Source organism: Nonomuraea sp. NPDC049480, assembly GCF_044465905.1.
GTDB lineage: Bacteria > Actinomycetota > Actinomycetes > Streptosporangiales > Streptosporangiaceae > Nonomuraea.
This window is the reverse complement of record NZ_JBITMD010000083.1, coordinates 1-1,559: the sequence shown is the minus strand read 5'-3', so window position 1 is coordinate 1,559 and position 1,559 is coordinate 1. Positions and strand designations below refer to the sequence as shown.

2 protein-coding genes are annotated in these 1,559 nt (G+C 66.7%); both read left to right on the top strand.

The features are described 5' to 3' along the window. Positions 1–69 precede the first annotated feature (69 nt). Positions 70–525, top strand: a complete 456-nt coding sequence (locus ACIBX3_RS61210; protein WP_397130030.1) for a transposase — start codon at positions 70–72, stop codon at positions 523–525. A gap of 14 nt (positions 526–539) precedes the next feature. Continuing rightward, a complete protein-coding gene (locus ACIBX3_RS61205; RefSeq protein WP_397130031.1) occupies positions 540–1,523 on the top strand; it encodes an IS3 family transposase in 984 nt (327 codons plus the stop codon). Positions 1,524–1,559 lie beyond the last annotated feature (36 nt).

The window sequence follows — 1,559 nt, the reverse complement described above, 5'->3', positions numbered from 1 at the left end:
AGGTTTATTGAGACAGATGCCACTAAAGTTCATCTGAGTGATGAGGGTGAGTAAGGATCTCAACGAACCGTGAGCACGACTATGGCCAGGCGCCCGCTGCCGACGATCGTCCATGATGGAACGGTGGGCTCGGGCAAGCAGAACGAGGGAGCGCGTGCGGATCGGCCGCGGCGGCGGACGTTCACGCCGGAGTACAAGCAGGCGATCCTGGCCGAGTACGACGCGTTGACCGAGCCCGGCGCCCGGGGCGCGCTGTTGCGGCGGGAGGGCCTGTACTCCTCCCACATCGCCGAGTGGCGGCGTGCGGCCGACGCCGGCGCCCTCGACGGATTGTCCAAGAACACCTCGCGTGCCCGAAAGAGCGGTGAACAGGCCGAGCTGGAACGGCTGCGGCGCAAGGTGGAGGCGCTGGAGGCCGAGCTGGCGCGTAAGGACGCGGCGCTGGACCTGGTGGGAAAAGCACACGCGCTCTTGGAGACTCTCTCCGAGAGCGCGGGCACAAAGCCGCCGTCGAAGCGGCGATAGGCGAGGTCTTCGACCTGGTGGAGGCGTTAACCTCCACCAGCCAGGCGTGCCGGCTGCTGGGCAAATCCCGCGCCACCCTGTATCGGGAACGCTCGCGGCCGGTCGGTCCACGGCGCAAGCCCGGCCCGGCCGGAGCGCCGGCCAACGCGCTGTCTGCGGCCGAGCGGGAGCAGGTGCTGGCGATCCTGACCGAGGCGCGCTTCGCCGACAAGGCGGTGGCGCAGATCTGGGCCGAACTCCTCGACGAGGGTATCTATCTGGCCTCGCAGTCGACGATGTACCGGATCTTGCGGGAGGAGAACCTGGTCCGCGAACGCCGCCGGCAGGCCGCGCATCCGGCCAAGATTAAACCCGAGCTGGTGGCTGTCCAGCCCAATGACGTGTGGAGCTGGGACATCACGCGCCTACCCGGCCCGGCTCGCGGCATCTGGTACCAGTTGTACGTGATGCTGGACATCTTCAGCCGCTACCCAGTGGGCTGGCGGCTGGAGGAGATCGAGGATGCCGCGATCGCCGAGCAGTGGATGGCCGATCTGGTCGCCCTGCACGGACGGCCGGGTGCGATCCACGCCGACCGGGGACCGTCGATGACCTCGAAGAACGTCGTTCAGCTGCTGGTGGATCTCGGGGTGCAGCGCTCACATTCGCGGCCGCGCGTCTCCAACGACAATCCCTACTCCGAGGCGCAGTTCAAGACACTGAAGTACCGCTTCGACTTCCCCGAGTTCTTCGACTCGATCGCGCACGCCCGAGTCTTCTGCACCGACTTCTTCGACTACTACCGGCACGAGCATCGCCATTCCGGGCTCGGCCTGCACACCCCGGCCTCGGTCTACTTCGGCCAGGCCGAGCAGATCCAGCAACAACGGGCCAAGGTTCTGGCGGACGCCTACGCGGCCAATCCCACGCGCTTCAGCAGCCGGCCCAGCCCGCCACCGCTCCCCACCGCCGCGTGGATCAACCCACCGACCCCACAAGCGCTCATAGCGTCCGAATAGCAAGAAGCTGTCTCAAAGATCTTGACAGGCACCGCC